The organism is Sphingomonas sp. P2_B6 (assembly GCF_056404755.1).
The window spans coordinates 1-26,402 of sequence record NZ_JBFUDK010000025.1 but is presented as its reverse complement, the minus strand read 5'-3'; the positions used below and the strand labels follow the sequence as shown (position 1 = coordinate 26,402).

At 66.2% G+C, this 26,402-nt stretch carries 16 protein-coding genes and 1 tRNA gene; 8 read left to right on the top strand and 9 right to left on the bottom strand.

Annotated elements, in window-relative coordinates; genetic code table 11:
* Window positions 1-10: 10 nt before the first annotated feature.
* The 5 genes from AC1DX5_RS23150 to AC1DX5_RS23130 all read right to left on the bottom strand — a co-directional run bounded on the left by AC1DX5_RS23150 (window position 11) and on the right by AC1DX5_RS23130 (window position 5,557).
* On the bottom strand, window positions 11-523 hold the full coding sequence (locus AC1DX5_RS23150) for a DUF2497 domain-containing protein (RefSeq protein ID WP_465173101.1): 513 nt from the start codon (window positions 521-523) through the stop codon (window positions 11-13).
* Between the two features lie 40 nt (window positions 524-563).
* On the bottom strand, window positions 564-2,072 hold the full coding sequence (locus tag AC1DX5_RS23145) for a TolC family outer membrane protein (protein ID WP_478017595.1): 1,509 nt from the start codon (window positions 2,070-2,072) through the stop codon (window positions 564-566).
* Window positions 2,073-2,087: 15 nt separating this feature from the next.
* A complete protein-coding gene (locus tag AC1DX5_RS23140) occupies window positions 2,088-2,756 on the bottom strand; it encodes a protein-L-isoaspartate O-methyltransferase family protein (RefSeq protein WP_465176542.1) in 669 nt (222 codons plus the stop codon).
* Window positions 2,757-3,221: 465 nt separating this feature from the next.
* Window positions 3,222-4,904, bottom strand: a complete 1,683-nt coding sequence (locus AC1DX5_RS23135; protein ID WP_465173099.1) for a flotillin family protein — start codon at window positions 4,902-4,904, stop codon at window positions 3,222-3,224.
* Window positions 4,905-4,927: 23 nt separating this feature from the next.
* A complete protein-coding gene (locus tag AC1DX5_RS23130) occupies window positions 4,928-5,557 on the bottom strand; it encodes an OB-fold-containig protein (protein WP_465176541.1) in 630 nt (209 codons plus the stop codon).
* Window positions 5,558-5,693: 136 nt separating this feature from the next.
* Between AC1DX5_RS23130 and AC1DX5_RS23125 the strand changes: the two genes are divergently transcribed.
* Window positions 5,694-5,767, top strand: a tRNA-Cys gene (locus AC1DX5_RS23125).
* 78 nt (window positions 5,768-5,845) lie between these two features.
* Here AC1DX5_RS23125 and gdhA read toward each other — a convergent pair.
* On the bottom strand, window positions 5,846-7,201 hold the full coding sequence (gene gdhA / locus AC1DX5_RS23120) for an NADP-specific glutamate dehydrogenase (protein WP_478017593.1): 1,356 nt from the start codon (window positions 7,199-7,201) through the stop codon (window positions 5,846-5,848).
* A gap of 171 nt (window positions 7,202-7,372) precedes the next feature.
* Here gdhA and AC1DX5_RS23115 point away from each other — a divergent pair, with 171 nt between their 5' ends.
* From AC1DX5_RS23115 to AC1DX5_RS23085, 7 genes are all read left to right on the top strand, one after another.
* Window positions 7,373-9,019, top strand: a complete 1,647-nt coding sequence (locus AC1DX5_RS23115; RefSeq protein WP_478017591.1) for an acetolactate synthase large subunit — start codon at window positions 7,373-7,375, stop codon at window positions 9,017-9,019.
* A gap of 92 nt (window positions 9,020-9,111) precedes the next feature.
* On the top strand, window positions 9,112-10,545 hold the full coding sequence (locus AC1DX5_RS23110; protein ID WP_478017587.1) for an aldehyde dehydrogenase family protein: 1,434 nt from the start codon (window positions 9,112-9,114) through the stop codon (window positions 10,543-10,545).
* Between the two features lie 138 nt (window positions 10,546-10,683).
* A complete protein-coding gene (locus tag AC1DX5_RS23105; RefSeq protein ID WP_478017585.1) occupies window positions 10,684-12,075 on the top strand; it encodes a multiheme c-type cytochrome in 1,392 nt (463 codons plus the stop codon).
* Window positions 12,072-14,036, top strand: coding sequence for a heme-binding protein (locus tag AC1DX5_RS23100; RefSeq protein ID WP_478017583.1), 1,965 nt, complete (start codon window positions 12,072-12,074; stop codon window positions 14,034-14,036). Before AC1DX5_RS23105 ends, AC1DX5_RS23100 begins: the two co-directional genes overlap by 4 nt.
* A 145-nt stretch (window positions 14,037-14,181) precedes the next feature.
* Window positions 14,182-16,002, top strand: coding sequence for a hypothetical protein (locus AC1DX5_RS23095; RefSeq protein ID WP_478017581.1), 1,821 nt, complete (start codon window positions 14,182-14,184; stop codon window positions 16,000-16,002).
* Window positions 16,002-19,952, top strand: a complete 3,951-nt coding sequence (locus tag AC1DX5_RS23090; RefSeq protein ID WP_478017579.1) for an LVIVD repeat-containing protein — start codon at window positions 16,002-16,004, stop codon at window positions 19,950-19,952. The genes AC1DX5_RS23095 and AC1DX5_RS23090 overlap by 1 nt, the downstream gene beginning before the upstream one ends.
* Window positions 19,953-20,245: 293 nt before the next feature.
* Window positions 20,246-21,202 (top strand): glycosyltransferase, encoded by a 957-nt coding sequence (locus AC1DX5_RS23085; RefSeq protein WP_478017577.1) that lies wholly within the window; start codon window positions 20,246-20,248, stop codon window positions 21,200-21,202.
* Here AC1DX5_RS23085 and AC1DX5_RS23080 read toward each other — a convergent pair.
* From AC1DX5_RS23080 to AC1DX5_RS23070, 3 genes are all read right to left on the bottom strand, one after another.
* Window positions 21,166-22,533 carry a hypothetical protein gene (locus AC1DX5_RS23080; RefSeq protein ID WP_478017575.1) on the bottom strand — a complete coding sequence of 456 codons (1,368 nt, stop codon included), beginning with the start codon at window positions 22,531-22,533 and terminating at the stop codon, window positions 21,166-21,168. The two genes, AC1DX5_RS23085 and AC1DX5_RS23080, sit on opposite strands and share 37 nt — an antisense overlap.
* Complete coding sequence (locus AC1DX5_RS23075; RefSeq protein ID WP_478017574.1) at window positions 22,520-23,374, bottom strand: hypothetical protein; 855 nt, start codon at window positions 23,372-23,374, stop codon at window positions 22,520-22,522. The genes AC1DX5_RS23080 and AC1DX5_RS23075 overlap by 14 nt, the downstream gene beginning before the upstream one ends.
* A partial coding sequence (locus tag AC1DX5_RS23070) for a type 2 lanthipeptide synthetase LanM family protein (protein ID WP_478017572.1) occupies window positions 23,375-26,402 on the bottom strand: 3,028 nt, incomplete at its 5' end. It lies immediately after the preceding gene.

The window sequence follows — 26,402 nt, the reverse complement described above, 5'->3', positions numbered from 1 at the left end:
ATCGGATCGATCAGCGCGCGCCGGTGATCCTGGCGATCTCGCGCGAGACCAGGGTCTCGACCATCGCCGGCAGATTCGCGTCGAGCCAGTCGCGCAACATCGGGCGAAGCATCTCGCGCACCAGCGACTCGAGCGTATCGCTGCCCTGTACGTCGGGCTTCACGATCACGCGGGACAGCGCGTCGAGCGAGCCGCGGCTCGCCTCGGCCGCGCGATAGGAGAGGATCGGGTCTGCCGGAGCGCCGGGCGCGGCCGATGCTTTCTGAGGAGAGGCCGTCGAAGCTGCAGCCGGCGCAGATTCCCCGTCAGCCCGGGGCGCGCCCGCTGCGGCGAACCGCACCGGGTCGCTGAGTTCCAATATTTCGTCATGCCCGAACGACCCGGGCCCGGCCTTCGACATGGCCGTCCCGGCCATCGCGCGGCGGGCGCGGATCGTCGCCGCGCTCTCGCCCTCTTCAGCGATGATGCGTTTGATCGACGAGAGGATATCCTCCATCGAAGGCTCGGCGCTGATATCTCCCATCGAACGAACCTCGTGACCGAAGACCGCTCGTCAGCGGCCCTTACCTGACGCCACCTGCGGGATTCGGCGTCCCTGTGTCAACCGCGGGATAGGCCGGCGCGTCGAGGATCGGATCGAGCGGACGCGTGACGACCGAGCCCTGAGCAGGCGTGCTGGCGGTGCTGGTGCTGGTCGAGACGGGATCGGGCTCGGAGCCGTAATCCCAGATCTTGCCGCGCACGCTCTTGTAATGCGCGACCGGATCATAGAGCGGGCCGCCTTCCAGTCCGAGATCCTTCGCCTCGGCATCGCCCATCGCGGCGAGCAGCGCGAAGCCGGCGACATAGGCGTCGCGCCGCGCCGTCACCAGCGTGACCTGCGAGTTGAGCAGTTCCTGCTCGGCGTTCAGGATATCGAGGATGGTGCGGTTGCCCACACTGTTTTCCGCGCGAACACCTTCCAGCGACAGCTTGTTGGCGTTCACCGCGACTTCCGACGACGCGATCACTTCGAGCGACGACCGCCAGACCGCATAGGCCGAGCGCGCCTGCGAGATCACGCCGCGCTCGGTTTCCGTCACCTGCTCGTTCGCCTGGGCCCGGCGCTCCTGCGCCTGACGGACCTGCGCCGCGGGACGACCACCCTGGAACAGCGGCACCGTCACGCCGAGGCCGACCGTGCCGGCCGACCCGGAATTGGGCAGGCCGACCGAAGTCCCGACCGAATCGAAGTAATTGTAATAATTGCCGCCGACATTGACGTTGACTCTCGGCAAGCGATTGGCGCGCGCAACATTGATGTCATAGCCCGCAGCGTCGCGGCTCTTTTGCGCGGCGAGCAGGGTCGGGTTGTTCTTCAACGCGACATCGACCGCGGTATCCGGGCTGGCGGGGAGATTGGGCAGCTCGGGCGGCACCTCCAGTTCGCCCGGAGGCGTACCGACCAGACGGATATAGCTTTCCCGGCTGGAGATCAGCCGCGCCTGCGCCGATTGAAGCTGGCTGCGCGCCACGGCCAGGCGGGCATCCGACTGGGCGACGTCAGTGCGAGTCAGGTCGCCGACCTGGAAGCGATCCTTGGATGCCTGCAGGTTGACGTCGAGGACCTTCACATTCTGCTCGTTGAGCGAGACGATCGCTTCGTCGCGGATCACGTCCATGTACGCGCCGACGACGTTGGTGAACAGGTTCGCCTCGGTACCGCGCAGGCCGAACTGGCCGGCATCGACACGAGTCTCGGCCGCGCGCACTGAATTGCGCACGGCGCCGCCGCTGAAAATCGGCACGGTGAGCGTGGTCGCGGCGGTGAGCTGGCGGTCCGGCGACGTGATGCTCGGCGAGGAATCGAGCACATTCTCGGTATAGCCGCTGGTCAAATTGACGCCCGGCAATCCGGAAGAGCGCGCGATCGGCACATTCTCGTCGATGGCGCGCACATTGGCACGCTCGGCCGCAAGCGTCGGGTTGGTGTTATAGGCCTTCACCAGCGCACCGCGCAGCGTCTCCGCCGCCACTGGTGCCGTCGTTGTCAGCATCACCGCAACACCGGCTAGCAAATGGGTCCGTCGCATGGTTGGCGGCATCTTTCAGAAGGTGAAGGTCTTGGGCCGGGAAAATCCCGGAAGTGGAACGCAATCGATGTCGGCGAAGTCGAGCAGGCCGAAGCCCGCCTGCGACTTACGGCCCGAGGCGAGCCGGGTAACGGCGCGGTCGGCGATGCCGGTCACGACCCGCCCGCCGGCGGCGAGCTGGGCAATCAGCGCATCGGGCACATGCTCGACGGCACCGTCGATCACCAGCACGTCATAGGGCGCTCCGCCCTCATGGCCCGCGCCGAGCGGGCCCTCGATCAGCGTGACATTGGCCTGACCGGCCAGCGCTTCGCGCGCCTGTGCGGCGAGCGCGGGATCGCTCTCTACCGCGACGACATGCGCGACCAACTCGGCGAGCACGGCGGCGGTGTAACCGCCCGCGGCGCCGATCAGCAGCACCCGGTCCGCCGGCAGCAGATAAGCTTCGGTCAACAGCCGCCCGGTCGCGATCGGCACGTTCTGGAAGCGGCCATGGCCGAGCGGAACCGCGGTATCGCGATAGGCGATCTCGCGCACCTCGGCCGGCAGGAACGCCTCGCGCGGCACGCGGGCCATCGCCGTCACGATGCGCGGATCGCTCACCGCATTGGTGCGCAACTGGCTCGCCACCATCGCGTGGCGCATCGTCTCGAAGCGAGCTGAATCGATTCCGGTCATTTCCATCGGGTCACCCTGTCGCACAACTGTTTTAGTCATGCAATACACATGTTGTCGCTGCGCGGCTTGTATCGTGCGCTTGGCCCCGCGCCAAGCGCAGCCGCAGCGATATTATCGAAGCGCGCGAAGGCAGGACCAACGGTGGCGGAAAGAACGAATTCCGGCACGAGTTCATTCAATCGTCAGTCGCATGTCATTTCCATTGTGCTATGCAGCAAGAACGGGGTCGAGTCAGGTAGTGGGAGGGCTCCAGATGAACCTGATGCAGCTTCTTCGATGTGCGACGGGGCATCATGTGCGATCGACCAGGCACTCGCGTATCGTCGATGGTCGCCGGGAAAGCGTGTGCCGCGGTTGCGGGCGCCGCATGGTGAAGGACGACTTCGCGACTCGCCTCGTCATAACCGAAGACGGTGCACCCGCCCGGGGGGACGCGCTCTAGCCGAGTGCGCCCAGCCCGTCAGGTCGCTCCTATTCCGCCGGGTCCCCCTTCTCCGTGACGATCACCGGCGCGGCGCCGCCGAGCAGGCCATTGAGCGTGGCGCCGCCCATGCCGAGTTCCGCCATCAGTGCGTCGATCAGCGGGCCGCCGACCCGGTAGCGCATCGCCGCAGCCACGGCGGCGTCGGCCAGATTGCCGCCTCCTTCCCCGCCATCCGCGCCGCCGGGGTTGCCGTGCAGGCCCCGCGCGTCGAGGATGCTGATCTTGTCGATCTGCTCCATCGGCTTGCTCGCTGCGGCGATGATGCCGGGCAGCGCCTCGAGCATCGCCTTGCGGATCAGCAACGCGGTCTGCGCGTCGTTGAGCACATTGGTGGCCTCGTTGATCGCGGTCTGGCCGGCGGCATCGACCTTGAACGCGGCGGCGCGACCCTCGGCACGGGCCTTTTCGGCATCCGCATCCGCCGTCGCCTCGGTCCGCAGCGCGATCGCGCGCGCTTCGGCGGCTTCCTTCTCGGCACGGGCAGCGACGGTGATGCCGACCGCCTCTTCCTCGGCCTTCTGAGTCGCGGCGATGACGGCGACGTTTTTGGTACGGTTGGCGATTTCGGTCGCCTTTGCCGTCGCGACGCTTTCCTCGGCGCGGACGGCATGCGCGCGCGCCTCGTTAGCGGCGGCGGTAGCGGTCGATTCCTCTTCCGACTTTTGCGCGGTCTGCACCGCGGTGGTGATGCGGGCGAGTTCGATATTGCGGTCGCGCTCGATCGTCGCGGTCTGGACAGCGCCGTCACGGGCGATGGTCGCGGTCTGGATGACCTTGTCGGCTTCGGTCTGCGCCACTGTCTGCGCCTGTTCGGCGGTGATGCGCGCGATTTCGGCGAGGCGAGTCTGTTCGGCCTCCGCGGTGGCGATCGCGGTCGCCTGTTCGGCGCGGCGGGCGGCGAGCGTCTGTTCCTGGGTCAGCCGGGCCTGCTCCGCCGCCTGCGCGATCTCGAGCGACTGGTTATTGGCATCGAGGTTACGCTGCTCGATCTCGACACGGTTGGTCGCGACGATGTCGTTGCGGATCTTCTTGCGCTCCTCGATCGTGCGGGTGAGCACGGTCAGGCCCTCGGCGTCGAAGGCGTTGTTCTCGTTGAAATGCTCGAACGCGGTCTGGTCGAAATGGGTGATCGAGACCGATTCGAGCTGGAAGCCATTCATGTCCAGGTCGGTCATCAGCGCTTCCTGGACCTTCTGGATGAAGTCGGCGCGATTGGCGTGAAGATGCTCCATCGTCATCGTCGCCGCGACCGAGCGCAGCGCCGAGACGAGCTTGCCGTCCAGCAGCGCCTTCACCGCGTCCGGGCTGTTGACCGATTCGCCAAGGGTCTGGGCGGCGGCGGCGATCGACTGGGCGTCGGGCTTCACCTTGATGTGGAACAGGCCGACCACGTCGACGCGGAGCTTGTCCATCGTGATCAGCGCGTCCTTGTTGAGGCGCGACACTTCGAGCTTCACCGTGGTGAGGCGGACCTGCATCAGTTCGTGCAGCACCGGGAAAACCAGAATGCCGCCGTTGAGCACGACCTTCTCGCCGCCAAAGCCGGTGCGGATCAACGCCACGTCCTTGGTCGCGCGGCGATAGAGCCGCGTCAGGATGAGCATGATCACGATCAGGCCGACAATGGCGATGCCGGCGTAGATCAGGATGTTCAGCAGCGATGCGGGCACGGGATTCTCCTAGGGGCGATTTGTTATAGCAGCGGGCGCAGGGTCGGATGGTTTTCCGGCAATGCGTAGAAGATCACGCCTTCGCGGCGGACAAGCAGGACGGTTTCGCCCTGGGCGATGGTGTCGGCGTCTTCGTGGGGTTCGACCATGACGTAATGCGCCTGGTCGTGTTGGTCGACGACCCGGACCCGGGCGGGAAAACCGCGGCGTGCGGTGCCTTCCAGGATGGTGCCGCGACGGCGCAGCAGGTCCCCGGGATCGATGACGCTGGATTCATAGCCAGGCAGGATCCGCCCGAGCCCGCGCGCCGCAAAGATGTTGGCGAGACCGCCGGTGCCGAGCGCGGCGGCCGACGCGATACCCCAGTGAAGGGGTGCCCCGACAAGTGCAGTCGCGATCTGCTGGACAGCGATGCCCGCGATCGTGAAACAACACAGGAGCGAGGTGAGCCAGATCAGAAGCGGCAGCCCGCCGCCAAGGCCCAGCCACTCGAATACGCCGTGCGCATCCAGTTCGGCATGGCCGTCGATACCCGGATCGAGATCGAGATGGCCCAGCCCGAGACCGACTGCCTCGACCAGGCCGATCCCCAGCATGACGACGAAAGCGACCGCGAAGGGAAAATAGTCCGACGTCAGAAAGATCGAGAACATGGTGGGATCATCCAGTGCGCGGGCGGCCCGCGTCAAGCGGGATCGGCGCCATTTCCATGGCTTGATGGTGAATCGCCCCCGCCCGTACAAGCACGGTTGACCCCGCGACAAAAAGGAAGCATCTGCGCCCGCCTCTGGCCCGATGGCGGAGTGGTGACGCAGAGGACTGCAAATCCTTGCACCCGGGTTCGATTCCCGGTCGGGCCTCCACTTCCTTTGCAACCCCTGCTCCACACGGCGACGATCGTCGTTCGTGGCGGCGGGGTCGACCGTACCGTCCCGCCGCTCTCAGACGACACCGAATGCGAGCATCGCGTCGGCGACCTTCTTGAAACCGGCGATGTTCGCGCCCTTCACATAATCGATATAGCCGTCGGGCTCGCGCCCATAAGCGACGCAGCGATCATGGATGCCCTCCATGATGTCGAGCAGCAGCTGTTGCAGCTCGGCTTCCTTCCAGGCGCGGCGTTCGCTGTTCTGGCTCATCTCGAGGCCCGAAACGGCGACGCCGCCGGCATTGGCCGCCTTGCCCGGCGCGAACAGGATGCGCGCCTCCTTGAAGACATGCACGCCCTCGAGATTGGTCGGCATGTTCGCGCCCTCGGCCACCGCGACACAGCCGTTCCTGACCAGCGTCCGCGCATCCATGCCGAGCAGTTCGTTCTGCGTCGCGCAGGGCAAGGCGACGTCGCAGGGCACGCCCCAAGGCGTCTTGCCCTCATGGAAGCGCGCGCCGGTGAACTCCTTCGCATAGTCCGAGATGCGGCCCCGCCGCTTCGTCTTGTGGGTCTTCACCCAGTCGATCTTCTCCTGATCGAACCCGTCGGGATCGTGGACAAAGCCTTCGCTGTCGGACAGGGTCAGCACCTTGCCGCCGAGCTGTGCGATCTTTTCCGCCGCGTGCGTGGCGACGTTGCCCGAGCCGGAAATGACCGCGGTCTTGCCCTCCAGGTCGGTGCCGCGGGTCTTCAGCATGTTCTGCAGGAAATAGACCGCGCCATATCCGGTCGCCTCGGTCCGGATCAGCGAGCCGCCATATTCCAGGCCCTTGCCGGTCAGCACGCCGGTGAACTGGTTGGTGATGCGCTTGTACTGGCCGAACATATAGCCGATCTCGCGCGCGCCCACGCCGATATCGCCGGCGGGCACGTCCACATCGGCGCCGACATGACGGTAGAGCTCGGTCATGAAGCTCTGGCAGAAACGCATCACTTCGTGATCGCTCTTGCCCTTGGGATTGAAGTTCGCCCCGCCTTTGCCGCCACCCATGGGCAGGCCGGTCAGCGCGTTCTTGAAGGTCTGTTCGAAGGCGAGGAACTTGAGCACGCTCTCGGTGACCGAGGGGTGGAAGCGGATGCCGCCCTTGTACGGGCCGATCGAATTGTTGTTCTGCACCCGCCAGCCGCGCTGGACGCGGATATTGGCGTTGTCGTCCTCCCAGCAGACGCGGAACGACACGATCCGGTCGGGTTCGGCGATACGGCGGAGGATCTGATAGTGATGATATTCCTCCTTGTCGGCAATAAACTCGTAGATATCCTGTGCTACTTCCTGAACCGCCTGAATGAATTCGCTTTGTCCTGGATTACGTTTCTTGACGCCTTCCATGAATGTCGACAGGTCGACATGGTCGGTCATTGCCATTTCCGTCCTCCCCTTGTCGGCTGATCAGCCAAGGTTGACGCGACCGGCCGCTTCGAGTCGCGGCTTTCTATTGGTCGGAGAATACACTATTTCGAACCAGCAAGTCGTCCGGCAGAGTCGACTCACGCTCAGGTCGTTTTGTTCGGTGACACCGCCAGGGGGAAACGATCGATGAAAGCCTCCGACCTTTTCGTGAAATGCCTGGAGGAAGAAGGCGTCGAATACGTCTTCGGCGTGCCGGGCGAGGAGAATCTCGATTTCCTCGACAGCCTGTCGCGCTCCCCGATCAAGCTGATCCTGACGCGGCACGAACAGGGCGCGGGCTTCATGGCCGCGACCTATGGCCGGCACACCGGCAAGACGGGCGTGTGCCTGGCGACGCTCGGGCCCGGCGCGACCAACCTCGTCACCGCGGCGGCCTATGCCACGCTGGGCGGCATGCCGATCCTGATGATTACCGGGCAGAAGCCGATCAAGAAATCCAAGCAGGGCCGGTTCCAGATTCTCGACGTGGTGGCGATGATGGGGCCGATCACCAAATATACCCATCAGCTCGCCAGCGCCGACAATATCCCGAGCCGGGTGCGCGAGAGCTTCCGCCTCGCCGAGGAGGAGAAACCGGGGGCGACTCATCTGGAATTTCCCGAGGATGTCGCCGAGGAGGTGACCGAAAGCCGTCCGCTCAAGGCCAGCCTCTGCCGCCGCCCCTCGGCCGAGCCGAAGGCAGTGCGGGCGGCGGTCAAGCGGCTCGAACAGGCGCGCTCGCCGGTGCTGGTGATCGGCGCGGGCGCCAATCGCAAGATGACCGGGCGGATGCTGCTCCAGTTCGTCGAAAAGACGGGCATTCCCTTCGTCACGACGCAGCTCGGCAAGGGCGTGATCGACGAGATGCATCCCAAGTTCCTGGGGTGCGCGGCGCTGTCGGCGGGCGATTTCGTCCACCGCGCGATCGAGGCGGCCGACCTGATCGTCAATATCGGCCATGACGTCATCGAGAAGCCGCCCTTCTTCATGAAGGCGGGAGGGACCGAGGTGATCCACATCTCCAGCCGGTCCGCCGAGGTGGATCCGGTCTATTTCCCGCAGATCGAGGTGCTGGGCGATATCGCCAATGCCATCTGGCAGATGAAGGAGGATATCGTGCCCTCCGCCGGCTGGTCGTTCGACGCGATGCATGCGGCGCGGGCGGCGGAGATGGCGCATACCGGTTCGCTCCACGGGGATGCGCGTTTCCCGATCTTCCCGGCGAGCCTCGTGCGGGAAGTGCGGGCGGCGATGCCTAGCGACGGGATCATCGCGCTCGACAATGGCGTGTACAAGATCTGGTTCGCCCGCAATTATCCGGCGCGCAAGCAGAATACCGTGCTGCTCGACAATGCGCTTGCGACGATGGGCGCCGGCCTGCCTTCCGCCATGGCATCGGCGATGATCTGTCCCGGGCGCAAGGTAATGGCGATCTGCGGCGATGGCGGTTTCATGATGAACAGCCAGGAGATGGAAACCGCGGTCCGGCTGAAGCTCGATCTGACCGTGCTGATCCTCAACGACGGCAGTTATGGCATGATCCGATGGAAACAGGCCAATATGGGTTTCGCCGATTTCGGCCTGACCTATGGCAATCCCGATTTCGTCAAATATGCCGAAAGCTATGGCGCGATCGGGCACCGGGTGGAGAGCGCGGCGCATCTGCCCCAATTGCTGAAGCAGACACTGGCGACGCCGGGGGTGCATCTGATCGATTGCCCGGTGGACTATGCCGATAACGACCGGATCCTGAACCATGAGATCAAGGAGCTGAGCGCGAAAGTTTCGGCTTAATCGGAGCGCGGCGCGAATTGCTCCGGAGAGATATGGGACACCATCATGTCCCATATCTATCTTCAACGAGCGATGCCATTCAGGAGCCAGTGATGATCCATCTTAAATCGGTTTATCCGCTATATCTCAATAACAAGGCGGCCCAACCTAATATTGATCTTGAAGTCACTGACAAATTTAGCGGTGAGGTGGCATTCCGCGTTGCCCAAGCTGATACAGCTACTATCAACGAGGGAATCGCGGGCGCCGTCCGCGCGGCCGAGCCGATGGCACGGATGGCATCCTACGAACGCCAGGCGGTGCTGCAGCACTGCGTCGACCGGTTCAAACAGCGGTTCGACGAACTCGCTTACGCACTGTGCGTCGAGGCGGGCAAGCCGATCAAGGACAGCGAGGGCGAGGTCGGCCGGCTGATCGACACCTTCCGCATCGCCGCCGAGGAATCGGTGCGGATGACCGGCGAAGTCCAGCCGCTCGACATTTCCGCGCGGGCCAAGGGCTATCAGGGCATCTGGAAGCGGGTACCGATCGGCCCCTGCTCGTTCATCTCGCCCTTCAACTTCCCGCTCAACCTGGCCGCGCACAAGATCGCGCCGGCGCTGGCGGTGGGCTGTCCGTTCGTGATGAAGCCGGCGAGCCGCACGCCGCTGGGCGCGATCATCATCGGCGAAGTGCTGGCCGAGACCGATCTGCCCGAGGGCGCCTTCTCGATCCTGCCGGCGCACCGCGAGGGCGCCGAGCTGTTCACCGAGGATGAAAGGCTGAAGCTGCTGAGCTTCACCGGGTCACCCGTCGTCGGCTGGGACCTGAAGGCGAAGGCGGGCAAGAAGAAGATCGTGCTCGAGCTTGGCGGCAATGCCGCGGTGATCATCGACCAGGACGCCGATCTCGACGATGCGCTGGAGCGGGTGGTCTTCGGCGCCTTCTATCAGTCTGGGCAAAGCTGCATCGGGGTGCAGCGCATCATCATCCATGAGGCGGTGTATGACCAGTTCCGGAACATGCTGGTCGCGAAGACGAAGACTTTGGTGGCGGGCGACCCCAAGGACCGGTCGACCTTTATCGGGCCGATGATCTCCGAGGGCGAGGCGCGGCGGCTCGACGAGTGGATTCAGCAGGCGGTGTCTGGTGGTGCCCGGCTGCTCTGTGGCGGCAAGCGTAAGGGCGCGATGCTCGAGGCGACGTTGCTGGAGGACGTCGACCGGGCGAGCGCGGTATATCGTGAAGAAGCGTTCGGGCCCGTTGCCTTGCTCAGCAAGTTCAGTGACTTCGGTTCCGCTCTTGCCGAAGTGAATGACAGCAAGTTCGGCCTGCAGGCGGGTATCTTTACCCGCGACCTGTTCAAGATGTTCTACGCCTGGGACCGGCTCGAGGTCGGCGGGATCGTGATCAACGACGTACCGAGCTACCGCGTCGACAACATGCCTTATGGCGGTGTGAAAGACTCGGGGCTCGGCCGCGAAGGCGTGCGGTTCGCGATGGAGGACATGACCGAGATCCGTAATCTGGTCATCCGCAGACGCTGAACCGCCCTTCTCCGCGCTGAGAAGCACGTTTTATGCTATTCTGAACAGGCCGTTTCGGGCAGAGACGAAACGGGTTGCACGCGTTTCGACACGCTGCCGAAGCGCAAAGCGCCGGCGGCCAAGGGGACTGAGCGCTGCATGGCGATCGGGGGCCAATTCGTCGGATTGCGGATCGGCGCGCTCGTGACGAGCGTCGCCGTTGCGGCCGTGCTTGGCCTGGCACTGATCATTGGCTCATCGGCCTCGCTGGCTGGGCAGACCGCACGCGAGACGAGCGGGCTGGAAGGCGTGGCGAGCTGCGCCGGCACGACCTGCCACGGTCGGATGGAAGCAGACGGCGTGATCGTCCGGCAGGATGAGCTGATGCGCTGGCAGGAGCCCTCCACGCCGGGCGGCGCGCATAGCCGGGCTTTCGCCGTGCTCTCCTATCCTCGCGCGCGCCAGATCACCGCGACGCTCGGCCTGGGCGAGCCGAGCGCGGCTCCGGCCTGTCTCGGCTGCCACACCACGCCGGTGAGCGGGGCGACGGGGCGGCGCTTCCTGAGCCGGGACGGCGTGGGCTGCGAGGCGTGCCATGGCCCGGCGGCGGGCTGGATCGCGTCGCATTACACGGTGGGAGCGAGCCATGCCGCCAATGTCTCGCGCGGCATGCTGGCGCTCGACCGGCCGGCGATACGGGCGGCCGTGTGCCTCGATTGCCATTTCGGCAGCAGCAAGCCCGGCCAGTTCGTTTCGCACCGGATGATGGCGGCGGGGCATCCACGCGTCTCGTTCGAGCTCGACCTGTTCTCGACGCTGCAGCAGCATCACGACGAGGACGCCGACTATATCCGGCGCAAGGGCCGGACGGACAGCGTGCGCATGTGGGCGGTCGGCCAGGCGATGGCGGTCAACCGCGCGCTGACCCTGTACGCCACGCCCAAGGGGACCGAAGGCGCGTTTCCGGAATTCTATTTCTTCGATTGCCATAGCTGCCATCGGCGGATCTATGACGGGGAGGAGCGAACCAGGACCTGGGAGGGTAACCCCGGGCGCCCAATCCCCGCGGGCATGCCGCCGTTCAACGACGAGAACATGATCCTGCTTGCCGCTGCTGCGAAGGTGGCCGCGCCGGGCATGGCGGCTCGGCTCGACAGCGACAGCCGGGCATTCCACGCGGCGCTGGCGAAGGACCGCGGCGCTGCCGTGGCGGCAGGTGGGCGGCTCGCCGCCACGGCCACCGCCCTCGCCTCCGCCCTGTCTTCGGCCGGCGGGGGCGAGACCGCCTTTGCGATGGTCGATGCCATTGCCGGGCCGGGCATCGCGCCGCGCTTCACTGACTATGAGGGGTCGGTGCAGGGCGTGATGGCGATCGACACGCTGCTCAACGCGCTGGTCAAGGAGAAGCGCGTGACGATCGGCGCGGCGGCTGGCATCCGCGCCAATATCAACCGCGCCTATGCCGCGGTGAAGGACCCGAACGGCTATCGTCCTGCCGATTTCCGCGCATCGCTCGGCCAGGCGGTGCGCAGCATCCGGGCGTTGCGATGAAGCGTCGGCTCACCGGCCTGATGACGAGCGCCGCGCTGATCCTGTCGGCGTGCGGCGGCAGTGGTGGCGGTTCGGGTGGGGGATCGCCCGCGCCGACCCCAGCGCCCGCCCCTGCCCCGACCTCCACGCTCTACGCCGTGCCGGCCGCGGAGGCGCTGAGCGTCGCCGACGTACAGACGGTGATCGCCCGCGCTGCCGCCGAGGCCAATGCGCGGCATCTGCCCGCCGTCATCGCCGTGGTGGACCGGGTCGGCAACGTGCTCGCGGTGTTCCGCATGACCGGCGCGGCGGCGAATGCGACGACCAGCGCCGCGCCCAATGGCGTCAATATCGACGCGCAGAACCTGACCGTGCCTGCGGAGGCGGGGGCGATCGCCAAGGCCATCACGGGTGCCTATCTGTCGAGCGGCGGCAACGCCTTCTCCACGCGCACCGCCAGCCAGATCGTCCAGACTCACTTCCCGCCTGCGCCGTCCACGGTCGGGCTGGAGAGCGGGCCATTGTTCGGGGTGCAGTTCAGCCAGTTGCCCTGCTCCGATCTTGCAGCACGCTACGGCGCGGGTGGCAGCATGGCGTCGATCGGGCCCAAGCGTTCGCCGCTGGGACTTTCCGCCGATCCGGGCGGCTTTCCGCTCTACAAGGACGGGGTGGTTGTCGGCGGCATCGGGGTGATGGCTGACGGGGTTTATGGCTTCGATCCGAACATCCTCGATGTGGACAATGACCCGGAGGAAGCGATCGCGCTGGCCGGCACGGTCGGGTTCGAGGCGCCTGCCGCGATCCGCGCCGACCGAATCTATGTTGACGGGACACAGCTTCGTTTTTCCGATGCGAGCTATGCCGGACTGATCGCAACCGGCACGCCGAGCTACGCCGCCACCAATCCCGGGCTGGGGACGCTGTTAGCGGTACGAGGCTATTTCGGCATACCGACACCGGCAATCCTTACCGGAGCTACCTATGGAAGCGAGGTGTCTGGCATAAGACCTTCCACTGCTGCAGAATTTTCCAATCGTGATGCCTTTGTGCTGACGGACGGATCAGGCGTCGACCGTCTCCCGATCCGCGCCGGCACCGATGGGGCGGATATCGCCCAGCCGCTCACTGCCGCCGAGGTCCGGGCCGTGCTCGAAGAGGCCTTTGCGGTGATGAGCCGCGCCCGGGCACAGATCCGCCAGCCGCTCGATAGCCGGGCGCAGGTCAGCATTTCGATGGTCGACACGCGCGGGGCGGTGCTGGGGCTGGTGCGATCGCCCGATGCGCCGATCTTCGGGACCGACGTGTCGCTGCAAAAGGCGCGGACCGCGGCCTTCATGTCGAGCCCCCATGCCGGCGCACAACTGCTCGGCGATCCGAGCGCAGACGTGCGCGGCTTCGTCGCGGCGACGCGGACGTTCCTCGGCGATCCCAATGCGCTGACCGGGACCATCGCCTTTGCCGACCGGTCGGGTGGGAATCTTGCCCGGCCCTATTTCCCCGATGGTGAAGTCGGTCGGCCCAATGGCCCGCTCTCCCGCCCGGTGGCGCAGTTCAATCCCTTCTCTACGGGGCTGCAATCGGCACTGGTGTTGACCAATCTCGGCCAGCATCTGAGCTTCGTGACGGGCGCGAGCGGGACGGATACGCCGCAGCGCTGCACCTTCATCCCCGATGCGGCGCTGGGCCAGAACCGCTTGCAGAATGGGCTGCAGATCTTCCCGGGATCGGTGCCGATCTATCGCGGCAATGTGCTGGTCGGCGGGATCGGCGTGTCGGGCGACGGGATCGACCAGGACGACATGATCAGCTTCCTCGGGCTGCACAATGGCGGGCTGCGTGTGGGGAGCATCGGCAACGCACCGGTGGCGATGCGAGCGGACCAGGTGGTGGTCGCTCCCTCGAATGTAAGGCTGCGCTACATCAATTGTCCGTTCGCGCCGTTCCTCGATAGCGCGACGCAGAATGTCTGTGCGGGGCTTTAGGCGTGAGCCCGCCCCCTTCTTCCTTCCCCGGCGAAGGCCGGGGTCCAGTTGGAGAGGTCGCAGTAACGGCGCGCGGCGTTCGATCATTAGCCTCCCCCGACTGGACCCCGGCCTTCGCCGGGGAAGGAAGAAGGGGTGACGGAGAGTGAGCCCGCTCCTGTCCCCTCTGCTGCTTCTCGTGCAGGCGGCCAGTCCTCCGCCCGAACAGGTGCAGGAACCGCCCCGCAAGGAAGAGGCTTCCCCGGTCGAGACGATCGAAGGCCGGCGCCGCCCGGGATATGAGAAACCCCTCCCCGACCCTGTCACCCAGAACAATATCGGCGCGGTCCGACCGCCGCCGCCCGAGGCGTTTCCGACCGATCAGATTCCGGTGCCCGACCGCTGGCGGCTGATCCAGTCGCTCGGGCTGGTCAGGGAACGCTGGTTCGATCCGTACAACCAGAACACCCTGAAGGGCGACCGGCCGATCGATCCGCACAAAGTGCCGTGGCTGCCGATTCACGGCGAGGATTGGTTCTTCGCCGCCAGCGCGGTCAGCGATACCGTGCTGGAGCCGCGCACCTTCCCCATTCCCGTCGGCGTGCAGACGACCGAGCGGCCGCAGAGCTTCGATATCTTCGGCAAGGATGCGAGCTACGTCTTCTCGCAGACCTTCATCCTGGGCGCGTCGCTGTTCAAGGGATCGACCGCGTTCAAGCCGCCCGAGATCGAATATCGCATCGCCCTCGCCTTCAACCTCAACCATGTGAACGTGCCCGAGCGTCGCGTGCTGTTCGTCGAGCCGAGCAGGCCGAGCCACCGTACCGACAGCTTCGTGGGCGTGCAGGAATTGTTCGTCGACTATCATTTCCGCAATACGTCCGATCGTTATGATTTTGAATCGATCCGTATCGGGATCCAGCCGTTCCAGAGCGACTTCCGCGGGTTCCTGTTCAACGATCAGCAGCTCGGCGTGCGCTTTTTCGGCAATCGCGACAATAATCGCTTCCAGTTCAACCTCGCGGCGTTCTGGCGGCTGGAGAAGGACACCAATTCCGGCCTGAACAGCGTGATCGAGCGGCCGCGCGACGATGTCGTGTTCGTCGGCAATGTGTACCGCCAGGACTTCCTGATCCCGGGCCTGACCAGCCAGGTCACCGCGGTCTACAATCGCAACCGCGAGGCGGGCCGGATCGAGGTGGACGATAACGGCTTTCCGGTCCGCCCCGCCTTGCTCGGCGACCTGCGCGGGCGGGACTATGACGTGGTCTATCTCGGCTATAATGCCGACGGGCGGATCGGGCGGCTCAACCTGACCGCATCGCTCTATGGCGCGCTGGGGCAGGATCGGAACAGCTTCTTCACCAGCCGGCCGGCGCAGATCCGGGCCTATTTCGGCGCGGCGGAGCTGAGTTACGACAAGGACTGGATGCGCTTCCGGCTTTCCGGGCTTTATGCGAGTGGCGACCGGCATCCGTATGACAATGTCGAGAACGGGTTCGATGCGATCTTCGAGAACCCGATCTTTGCCGGCGCCGATACGAGCTACTGGATCCGCCAGACCATCCCCTTTGCCGGCGGCGGGCGGGCCGTGGCAATCAGTGGGCGCAACGGCATTCTCAACTCGTTGCGCTCCTCCAAGGAACAGGGCCAGTCCAACTTCAACAATCCGGGGACGGCGCTGGTCGGTGTCGGCGGGGATTTCGACATCACGCCGACGACGCGGCTGTCGACCAACGTGAACCATCTCTGGTTCGCCGATACGGCCGTCCTGCAGACGCTCCGCAACGAAGGGAGCATCCCGAAGGATATCGGCTGGGACCTGTCCGCCGCGGCGATCTGGCGGCCCAGGGCGACGCAGAACATCGTGGTGCGACTATCGGCCGCGGTCCTGGTACCGGGTAGCGGTTTTCGCGACCTGTTCGCGGCGAGTGATCGGGACCGATCCTATTATTCGATCCTCGCCAATATGATCCTGAGCTACTGATGCGCAGGCTCCTCTTCCTCCTGCCGATCGCGATGGCGCTTGTGCCGGCGGCGATGCTGCGCGCGAGCGACGAGGAGAAGCCGGTCGCGCGCACCTATGCGCCGATGCTGACGGCGCCGATGAGCCAGACGCCGGAGCAGGTCTCCGCCAAGTCGGACGGCTGCGCCTCCTGCCATACCCGCACCGACGAGCCGTCGATGCATGCGAGCCCGGCGGTCCAGCTCGGCTGCACCGATTGCCATGGCGGCGATGCAGCGATCCGGGGCAATCCCGATCTGGGCTTCAACGACCCCGCTTACGTCGCGGCGCGCGAGAAGGCGCATGTGCTGCCGCGTTATCCGCACAGCTGGAACTATCCGGATTCGGCCAATCCCAAGGGAAGCTACACGCTGCTCAACAAGGAGGCGCCGGAGTATATCCGCTTCGTGAACCCCGGCGATTACCGGGTGGTGCGCAACAGCTGCGGGGCCTGCCATCTCGAGGTGATCGAGGCGGCCGAGCGGTCGCTGATGGCGTCGGGGGCGATGCTGTGGGGTGGGGCTGCGTACAATAACGGCATCGTGCCGTTCAAGAATTACGTGTTCGGCGAGGCCTATACCGACAAGGGCGAGCCCGCGAAGATCGTCTCGCCGGGATCGCCGCCGGGCACGGTGACCGAGGCGCAGGCCAAGCGCGGAGCGCTGGCGGCGATGTATCCGCTGCCGACCTGGCAGGTGACGCCGCCGGGTGACGTGTTCCGGGTGTTCGAGCGCGGCGGGCGCAACGTCAGCACTCAGTTCGCCGAGGTCGGGCTGCCCAATCCCACGGGCTCGATCCAGCGACTGGAGGAGCCGGGGCGCCCTGACCTGAAACAGTCGAACCGCGGGCCGGGCACGGGGCTACGCGTCGCCATCCCGGTGCTCAACATCCACAAGACCCGGCTCAACGATCCGCTGATGTGGTTCATGGGGACGAACGAGCAGCCGGGCGACTATCGCGGATCGGGCTGCACCGGCTGCCATGTGATCTACGCCAATGACCGCGAGCCGCGGCACAGCCTGATCTATGCCGAATTCGGCCGCGACGGGCAGAGCGCGACGGTCGATCCGACCATTGCCGCGAAGACCGCCAACGCAGGCCATGGCGGCCTGATCGTGCCCGGCATGCGGGAGAGCGGCCACCCGATCCGCCACGCCTTCACCCGCGCTATCCCCACGGCACAATGCATGAGCTGCCACATGCACCAGCCCAACATCTTCCTGAACTCCTACCTTGGCTACACGATGTGGGATTATGAATCCGACGCCCCTTCGATGTGGCCGAAGGAGCAGAAATATCCGACCGCGGCCGAGGTGCGCGCGAGCAACGATCGCAACCCCGAGGCGGCCGCCGCGCTGGGGAGGTGGAGCGACCCGGATTTCCTGCGCAACGTCTATGATCTCAACCCGGGCCTGAAGGACACCCAGTTCGCCGATTATCACGGCCATGGCTGGAATTTCCGCGGGGTGTTCAAGCGCGACCGCGAGGGCAATCTGCTCGATGCCGAGGGCAAGATCGTCTGGCCGGACGATCCCGAGAAGTGGCGCAAGAAAGGCGAAGGCGCCTTCGTGCCGCCGGGCAGCAATCCCGGCAAGGCAGTGCACCTGATGGACATCCATGCCGAGAAGGGCATGCAGTGCGCCGACTGCCATTTCTCGCAGGATAGCCATGGCAACGGGCTGATCTATGGCGAGGTAGCCAATGCGGTCGAGATCGGCTGCAAGGACTGCCACGGCACCGCCGATGACTATCCGACCCTTAGAACGTCGGGGCCGGCGGCAAGGCCTCAAGGTAACGACCTGTCGATCCTGCGGAATCCCGACGGGCAGCGCCGTTTCGAATGGATCGGCAAGCCGCTCGGGCCGAGAGTGCTGATCCAGCGATCGATCGTCGATCCGAAGCTCAGCTGGGAGGTTCGGCTGGTCAAGGACAGCGTCGACCCGGCCAGCAGCCACTTCAACGCCAAGGCGGCGCGCGCGAAGCTGATGAGCCGCTATGGCGGGGAGGACGGGAAATTCTCGTTCGGGCCGGGCATCCCCGCCGTCGACCGGGCGCATGGCGAGGACAAGGTCACCTGCTACACCTGCCATCTGAGCTGGACGACGAGTTGTGGCGGCTGCCATCTGCCGATCGAGGCGAACTGGAAGACCTCGACCCACCATTTCAAGGGCGAGGAGACGCGCAACTTCGCGACCTACAACCCGCAGGTGGCGCGGGACGACATGTTCCAGCTTGGGCGCGGCATGACGACCAAGGGCAATGTGGTGACGCCGGTGCGCAGCTCCTCGGCGCTGGTGCTGTCCTCCACCAACGTCAATCGCGAGCGCATCTATATCCAGCAACCGCCGATCAGCGCGATCGGCTTTTCCAGCCAGGCCTTTGCCCCGCATTTCCCGCATACGGTGCGCACCACCGAGACCAAGACCTGCACCGACTGCCATTTGTCGGCGAAGGACGACAACAACGCGATCATGGCGCAGCTGCTGCTGCTCGGCACCAATAGCGTCAACTTCGTCGGACTGAACGCCTGGACCGGGCTCGATCGCGGGTTCGAGGCCGTGCGCGTCACCGAATGGGAGGAGCCGCAGGCGGTGATCGGCTCCTATCTCCAGCGTTATGCCTATCCCGATTACTGGCGGATGCATGTCGAGGGGAACAAGCGCGAGCTGAAAAACTGGGTGCGCGGCAAGACCTTCGACAGGCGCTTCTCCGGCGAGACGCGGTCGAAGGAGGCGTTCCGCAACGTGGTGCAAGGTACGTCCGACCGGGTCGGCTGCCTGCAGCTGCGCGGCGAATATATGTATGTGGCGGAGGGGCGCGGCGGTTTTCGCGTCTATGATGTCGCCTCGATCGCCAACAAGGGCTTCTCCGACCCGATCGTCTCGGCGCCCTTCTCGAAGCTCGGGCAGAACACGCGCGTCGCGTCGACAAACGCGACCTGCATGGCGCTGCCGACCGGTCAGCCGATCAACCCGCAGCGCAACACGCCCGCCATGCGTGCAATGAATCAGGAACAGGCGTTCCTGCCGATCTACAGCTATGCCGCCGTCACCGATGCGGTCGAGGGGCTGATCCTGGTCAATATCGAGACCATGGCGGACGGCGAGTTCCGCAACAATTTCCTGAAGCGCGCGGTGACCTGGAACGAGGGCGGCGTGCTGAAGGGCGCGCGGCACATCGTGCTGGCGGGGTCGGTCGCGTACATCACCGCGGATGCCGGGCTGGTGGTGGTCGACCTGGCCGATCCGCTGCATCCGCGCCTCGCCGCCGTCCGCCCGCTCCGGGATGCGCGGGCGAGCGCGATCCAGTTCCGTTATCTCTGGGTGACCGATGCCGAGGGCGTGAAGCTGTTCGACGTGACGAAGCTGCTCGATCCGGTCGCGGTGCCCTCCGGCACGATCCCGCTGGCCGATGCCCGGCGGCTCTATGTCGCGCGGACCTATGCCTATGTCGCGGCGGGCGCCGAGGGGCTGGTGATCGCCAATGTAACCAATCCGACGCGGCCGGTTCTCTACAAGAAGGTCACTTTTGACGGGCAGCTCAACGATGCGCAGGATGTGATCCTGGGCAGCACCAATGCCTCGCTGTTCGCTTATGTCGCCGACGGGCGGAACGGGCTGAAGGTGCTGCAACTGACCTCGCCCGGCAGCCAGCGCAACTTCTACGGCTTCTCGCCGGCGCCGATGCCCGAGCTGATCGCCTGGGCGAAGACTCCCTCCCCTGCGCTCGCCCTGTCCAAGGGGCTCGACCGCGACCGGGCGGTGGATGAGACGGGCGGACAGATCGCAGTGTTCGGGCGGCTCGGCTCGCGGCCCTTCACCCGGCCGGAGATGGAGAAGCTGTTCCTGACGAGCAAGGGCGTGCCGTGGAAGGTGAGCGACACCGCGGACATGAAGGACTGGCGCCCGCCGATGCTCGCGCCGAAGCGATAGTCTCCAACAAAAGCGCGATTTTTCGCCTCACTTTTTTCTTCCGCTGTTATGTTGGATTTTCGGCGATATTTTTTCGTTCAGCGCCAATGCCTTGAGGTCGGTTTTCCCTGTTATGGAATAACAGCGGAAAAATGTGCCGGACCAGCGGAAAACCGGCGCGATTTTACCGCTGATCAGCGGGAAAATGCCTCCAACATTCAATCGACAATGAGAATGAGCTGGGCGGTTGGCCGATGGCGCCGCCGGGCTGCATCCTGCATTGTTCGCGCTAGTGTTGAATCGGGCGCCAACGCATGGCCCAGACGAAAGAGACGATGGCTTCACGACACCGCCTGTTGCTGATCCGACACTTCGGTGCCCCCACCGGCGGTAACGTCAAGGTGCGCGACTATTATCTGCATGCGGCGGCGCACCCGTCGATCGACGCTGCCCTGTGGTTTTCGCCCGGGTCGCGTCACCGCGAAAGCGACATCTGGGAGGGCATCGCCGACGCGGCGATCGTCGGCGATCCTCGTGCCGATCTTGCCGACGCCCGGTTTGTCGCCCTGAACGGCAAGGACTGGTCGCTGCTGCCGGAAGGCGCGTCGAGCCAGGAAATCCTCCATTTCACCCAGCATCCCGGGTATCTCACCGATCCGGTGCTCCGCGGCTATCTGGCCCGGCCGGCGCGGCGCATCTGTACGACCCCTGCCTTGCTCGACGCGCTCGCTCCGGCGGCGGGCGGGCCGATCCATCTGGTGCCAATCGGGGCCGCCGACGGGTTCTTCGCGCGGCGATCGGACAGCAAATCGATCGGCGTGACGATCCTGTCCGGCAAGCAGCCTGCGCTCGCCGAGGCGCTCGCGGGGCGCCTCCGGCGCCGCGGGCTTGCGCCTGCCCTCGCCGGCGTCCCGCGCTTGCCGCAGCCAGAGTATGAGGCCTTGATCGGGGCGACGGATGTGCTGGTCGCCTTGCCCAATGCCGTAGAGGGATTCTACCTCCCCGCACTCGAGGGAATGGCAGCGGGATCAGTGGTGATCACCAACGATGCCGGCGGCAATCGCGGCCATTGCCGGCCCGAGGCGACCTGCCTGATCGCGCCGCGCGACGACCTCGATGCGCATGAGGCCGCGGTGATGCGCGCGCTGTCCGACGCGCCGCTTCGCGACAGGCTACGCGCGGGCGGAGACGCGGTCGCGAGCAGGCACACGATGGCGGAAGAGCGTCGCGCTTTTCACGCGGTGCTCGATATCGCACTCGCCGAACGCTGACGGCCGGCGGAAGCGGCATCAGGCATGGTGCGGAAGAAGGCGTGCTTGGATCCGGCACCGGGCGCGAGCCTGCGACCGAGCGGGCCGGCAACCAGCCATTCACCAAGTCGCGCAAGGTCATCGGCGACGGTCTCGGCCGTCGGAAAGGGCGCGCCCGGCACCGTGCCGATAAATTCGATCTCGACCTGATCGAGCCGCCCCTGCCCCGCAGTGCAGCGGTCCAGGCTGACGAGGTAGGCACGCCCTTCCGGAAGAGCGAAGGGGATCTTGGTCTGCGCCTTTTCGAACATGGCCATGTGTGTCCAGCCAAGGTCGCGGGTGAACTGGGCGACCGGGCACAGCGCGCCGTCGGTATCGGTAGTACGCGACGCGATCGTGTCGCGCAGCAAGGCCGATCCGAGCCGGCGTTCGCCCTGCTTGCGCTTGGCCGACAGGCGACCGGAGGCAGTCTCGACCACGGTGCACTCCGCGCCGGCGTCACCGTCGTGGCAGACATGGTAGCGCCGCACGCGCTCGATCCGGGTCGGCGACGGCAGCAGCACCTCGAAGGTGTCGGCGATCGCTTCAGCCACCGCATCGGCATCGTCGTCCGCAAGCCCACCGGGGACGTCGAACTTGATCTCCATCTCCGGAAAGCCGGCGGGTGCCGAGTCGATCCTCTGCCGCAGCACGTCCTGGAAGAGCAGCGCCAGGGACGCGTTCGGCCGCACGCGAATGGCGCCGCGCGGATCGAGCGTTCGCCGCACGGTATCGACCGCGGCGCGGGTCGGCGCCTTGATTTCGAGACGCGGGCCGAGATCGCCGAGGGACCTGACCGTTCCTGCCGCCGGGTCGATACGGAACAGCGCGCGCGTGCGATCGACCGTGATCCGGCGTAGTTCAGCGGCGGGCCCGAACGGCGCCGCCGCTCCGGGCGAGAAGCTTCGGTGTTCGCGCGCCGAAACCCGCACCGAATGGACGCGGTACACCCTGCCGCGCGACGTCAGAAGCGGCGCGCCGCCATCGGGCATCGTGCGGAGCAGAACCGGGCCCAGCTGCTCTATTTTGCCCAGGGATGATTTTGCCTGGAGCTTGCCCTCCACCCCGGACGACAGGACCGCCGCAACCGCGTCGGCCGATACTTCGGGCAAATTCCGGTAGGCGCGCATCCGGATCGCGGTCGCGACGTCCCAGTCGTCGTCGACCGGATGCAGGAAGAAGGTCAGCGTGTGCTCGAACGGTCGCGGGATCAGCGGCCATGCCGCCAGCCGTGCGGAAACCTCGTCGAGGTCAGCGACGAACAGATCGCCGCGCCATTCCACACGGCGCGTGCCCACTTCAGTGCCAGACATGGTGGGCAGCCGGGTAGATCTTCATTTCCACCGGCCGGCCAGACCGCGCGATCAGCTTGGCGTGATTGAGCGTCCGCACCACCCCGCTTCGCGCGTTCAGCAGCTGACCCGTCCACCGCGCCCAGTCCGGCAGATCGTCGACGACCGGGCCGGCCGCCTCGCCGGGCCAGGAGAGCCAGCGCACCACGTCCGCGTCGCTGCACCAGCCGCGCCGGCGGCATAGCCCAAGGAAGCGCTCCCAATCCTTCACATAACATTCCAGGCCGACCCGATCGGATAGCGCACCGCGCGTCACATCGACGCTCCCCACACAATAACTGGTGACATCGGCCACGCTCGCCGCGAGTTGCTCCAACGGTGCAACACACAGGATTCCCGCGGCCAGAAGATTGAGACGGAGAAGAGAAGGTGAGCGCGCGGGCATTGCCGCCACATGCGAAACATAAGGCGCCAGGTCGTCGGGGACCTGCGTTCCCGGTACGACGAGGCTCGCGACCGCCCGCGCGGCAGTCTCGCGGGCCGGCAAGTCAGTGCGCAGCCCGACAAACACGCCCGGCGCATCGGTGTAGGGAGCGTCGAACTCGAGATACGCGCTCTGCACGAACGCCGCGCAAGCCGCCTCCTCGTCGAGGCAGGCGGCGAGGATAAGAGGATGGAACCGGCGCCACTCCCCCCGGCGCGGCGGCACATGGGCGCACAGGCTAAGTGAGTCCGTGTCGCCGCTCCGCAACTCGATCGCGATGTAGGAGGAGAAAGGAAGCGTCGCCGCCATGCGCCGGAGTTCCGGCGCGTTGCGACCAAAGGGCAGAAGGTCGATCAGAGGCAGGAGCGAATCCGGCACCTAGTCGAGGGCCAGCACGCAGGGCAGCGTACCCGGAACGGCGCACCGCAACAGGCTGTAGCCGATGCCCGCCGAGCCGCGAAAGAAACCCGGTTTGACGTCGTCCGCCGATGCGTTCGCCAGCAGGCGGAACCCGCCATTCGCCTCCGCGCGCCGGCTCAGGAAGACGCTCGCCGCCACGGCCTCGTCGACGATCGCGGCACGCCCCTGACGCACGCCCGCTTCCAGCAGCCAGTCGATCCGACCCATGGTGCCGCAGCAGACATAATCGGGTCCCTGGATGCCGGACCGCCGCGTCGCGTCGATTGCCGCGTCGATCTCCCGAGCGCTCGCGGCCTGGTCGCCCTCCAGTCGCGACAAGCCGATACCCGGAGCACCGTGACACCAGGCGGTCGAGAAGGCAGGCGTATCGCCCACCCGGAAGGCATCCCGGAGATCGGGCCAATTACTCTGCTCGACGCTGAACAGGTCCTGCTCATAGGCGCGGGCTTCCGCCGCCGCCTCCGCCATGCGTGCGTCGCCGGTGACCTCCGACAGGCGCAGCAGCGCCATGGCGATTCCGGCCGCGCCGTGCCCCATGCCGGTCAGCGGCACCGCGGCAAAGGTCCGCCACGCGCGCCGGCCAGCTTCGCCCGTCCGGTGCCGCAGCAGATGGTCGCCGCAGGCCACCGCGCGGGCCAGTAGCAGGGGGTCGGGATTCATCTTCCAGAGCGCCAGCAGCGCGCACAGCGTACCGGCACTGCCGCTCGCGATGTCGTAATAGCGGTCTTGCTCGATCCGCTCCGGCGTGATCAGCCGCGCCGCCTCGCATGCCGCGCTGACCAGGTCCGTATCGCCGAGGATGCTGCCGACCCGCGTGAGCGCATACACGACCGATCCGATGCCGCTCAGGCCGCCGGCGGGCACGCTTCGACCGAGCGCCTCCCGCAAGGTCGCATCGTCGGACGTCAGGGCACGGCGCAGCGGCTCGACCGTTTCCCGGGCGGCGGCGACATAGCGGTCGTCGCGCAGCACCATGCCGGCGGCGGCCAGGAATATCGCGATGCCGGACGTGCCGCCATACAGATCGAACCCGACCGGTTCGACCTGGAAGCACGGTGCCGGCGACCTGTCCTGCAGGGCGATCCAGCTTCGCCCACCATCGACCAGGAAGCTGGCCTGTAACAGCCGGTCGGCGATCGTTCGGGCAGCGCGCAGCAGCACGGCCTGGCCCGCCGAACCGTCATGCTCGGGAAAGGGCAGCGGTGGTTCGACGAACGGGACGGGTATGGCGGCCAGAGCACGGAGCGCGCCCCTGACGATCGCCTTTTGACGGCCAAAGGCCTCATCGTTCCAATGCCGGAGCCGTGCACCAACGTCGTTCCAGGCCGAATCACGAAAAGGCAGGGACGAGGGCGCGAGTGTCGAGGCGCCACATGCCACGGTGAACAGCGGGACATCGCGCCGCCGCAGCGCCGCGCGCTCCTCTTCGGCAAGCTTCCGCTCCGCGACGGGATCGCACAGGACCTCCATCGCCTTGTCCAGCACACCGAACGCCTGTTCCTGCGCTGCGGGCGACTGCAGGCTCTCGGGCTGGGACGCTTGCCAGAGCAGCTCGGCATAGAGCTGCGTCGGCCGATAGATGAAGCGCGTCGTCAACTCGGCGAAGGGCTGCAAGGGCAAGTCGTCCCTTGCGCCCTCCAGCGCGCGCCACATCTCCTCGAACCCCGCCTCGACCTCGGCCTGCCAGTCGGCGGCGCTGGTCGCGGCGCCGTCGAGCCGGGCCAGGTTCGGCATCGGCCGCGTCGGCAGGTCTCCCCAGGTCAGCCGCATCGCGTCGGTGTTTGCCTCCAGCCACACAGGGCCTCGGGCTGCGGTATCCGCGCCACCGCTCAGACCGCTTATATCAACCAGCCGGCCGGTATCGGTCAGTTCCCAGCGCGGCAGATAGCCTGACCGCGCGACCGTATCCCAGCCCAGCGGGTCGGCGATCTCGTAGAGACCGGTTGTGGGCAAAGGCGGCGTATAGCGCGGCTGCAACAAGGTCTCCGCGTCGACGAGCACCGGATATGGGCCATGCGCGACGACATTCTCGCAATGGCAGTCGGTCGCCCCCAGCAGGTACAGCAACGCGGCGAGCCCGCCGGCACGTCGGTAGAAGTGCCGGACGTCGCGCGCATCCGTGCAAGGAAGCGTCTCGACATATTCCATCCAGCCATAGCCGGCCTCGCTGCGGACCCACGGCACGTACCAGTCGAGACCCGGCAGGGCCGGATTGCGGTTGCACCAGTCGAGCAAGGCGGAGAAGGCGTGTTCCATCGCCACGCTGCGCGGCTTGTAGATCATCGACTCGCCGCCGGTCATGAAGAGCCGCACGACTTCGCGGCCGCCATTGTGCGGGTCGGAGCCAGCCATCCGCAGCCCCTCGACGGCCGTCGCGGGGAAATCCGCCCGCACTCGCGTCGCGAGTTCCGAACAGAAATGCGTCCAGTCCCGGATCAGCCCCGCCATGACCTCCGCGAGAACGGGATAGTCCGAATGGACTTTGCTCCAGCCATCGCCGAGCAGCCACGCCACGAAGGCGCGGTAGCGGAAATCGGCGGGTCGCGACGTTTCGGCCGAGACGAACAGCGACACCAGGCGCGCGCCCGGAGCGGCGAATTGCTCGAACGCGCGCTGCAAGACCGGCGCCGAGGCGGCCGACAGCCTGCGCACGAGATGATCGGCCAGCACATCCCGCGCCGCGGGATGAAATGCCGTGAAATCTACCCCGGCGAGCGCCGCCTCCCGCAACCGCCGCAGCGCGTGGTGAAAAGGAATATCGGCACTCTCCGGGCTTTCACTCAGAGCGTGCAAAGGCAGTTCTGCGTCGTGAACCCGCACTGCATCGAATAGCCCGAAGCCGTACTGGGCGAGCTGCACGGCGACGGCCCGGGGCTGGGCGAAGGACCGGGAGTGGGCGGCGGCCCAGGGGGTTCCGGCGACGGCGGAGGTGCTGGAGGCGGCGGTGGCAAGGGCGCCGGCGGCGGCGGAGGCGGCGGCCCCGGGG

Excerpts from the sequence above, each read along its gene's own strand:
- AC1DX5_RS23150 (WP_465173101.1), bottom strand. The coding sequence starts at position 523 with ATGGGAGATATCAGCGCCGAGCCTTCGATGGAGGATATCCTCTCGTCG.
- AC1DX5_RS23145 (WP_478017595.1), bottom strand. The coding sequence starts at position 2,072 with ATGCGACGGACCCATTTGCTAGCCGGTGTTGCGGTGATGCTGACAACG.
- AC1DX5_RS23140 (WP_465176542.1), bottom strand. The coding sequence starts at position 2,756 with ATGGAAATGACCGGAATCGATTCAGCTCGCTTCGAGACGATGCGCCAC.
- AC1DX5_RS23130 (WP_465176541.1), bottom strand. The coding sequence starts at position 5,557 with ATGTTCTCGATCTTTCTGACGTCGGACTATTTTCCCTTCGCGGTCGCT.
- gdhA (WP_478017593.1), bottom strand. The coding sequence starts at position 7,201 with ATGGCAATGACCGACCATGTCGACCTGTCGACATTCATGGAAGGCGTC.
- AC1DX5_RS23115 (WP_478017591.1), top strand. The coding sequence starts at position 7,373 with ATGAAAGCCTCCGACCTTTTCGTGAAATGCCTGGAGGAAGAAGGCGTC.
- AC1DX5_RS23110 (WP_478017587.1), top strand. The coding sequence starts at position 9,112 with ATGATCCATCTTAAATCGGTTTATCCGCTATATCTCAATAACAAGGCG.
- AC1DX5_RS23105 (WP_478017585.1), top strand. The coding sequence starts at position 10,684 with ATGGCGATCGGGGGCCAATTCGTCGGATTGCGGATCGGCGCGCTCGTG.
- AC1DX5_RS23100 (WP_478017583.1), top strand. The coding sequence starts at position 12,072 with ATGAAGCGTCGGCTCACCGGCCTGATGACGAGCGCCGCGCTGATCCTG.
- AC1DX5_RS23090 (WP_478017579.1), top strand. The coding sequence starts at position 16,002 with ATGCGCAGGCTCCTCTTCCTCCTGCCGATCGCGATGGCGCTTGTGCCG.
- AC1DX5_RS23085 (WP_478017577.1), top strand. The coding sequence starts at position 20,246 with ATGGCCCAGACGAAAGAGACGATGGCTTCACGACACCGCCTGTTGCTG.
- AC1DX5_RS23080 (WP_478017575.1), bottom strand. The coding sequence starts at position 22,533 with ATGTCTGGCACTGAAGTGGGCACGCGCCGTGTGGAATGGCGCGGCGAT.